We start from the raw sequence: 306 nt of genomic DNA on the forward strand, positions 1-306 counted from the left end.
CCCCGATCGCCTGCTGGAACTTCCCGGCAACTGTGGAGTCCCTTTTATGCCCACCCGGACATCCCCCGCCCAAATTTTTACGATCGGCGATGGCCGCGCTTTCTGCGGTTGGCGTCAACCCCCATCAGGTTCAGGGCCTTCTCTATCTCATCTTTGATCGCGCCGCCGTTCCCCGCCTTCATTTCAATGGCGGGTCGGAGGATGTCAACCACCTGTTGAAAGATCGGGTCGGGCGTCGGCTCACCTTGCGGCCGCCCGTTGCCGTTGCTGTTGGGTGCCGCCTCGATCGCTTCCCCCCGATCCATC

Annotated in this window: 1 pseudogene; it reads right to left on the reverse strand. The window is 62.1% G+C overall.

Annotation, left to right across the window (positions count from 1 at the left end):
- Positions 1 to 77 precede the first annotated feature (77 nt).
- Positions 78 to 306 (reverse strand): annotated as a pseudogene (locus tag AC0QHF_RS00035) (hypothetical protein); the annotation flags it as partial.

This window comes from Lyngbya sp. CCY1209, from assembly GCF_055795065.1.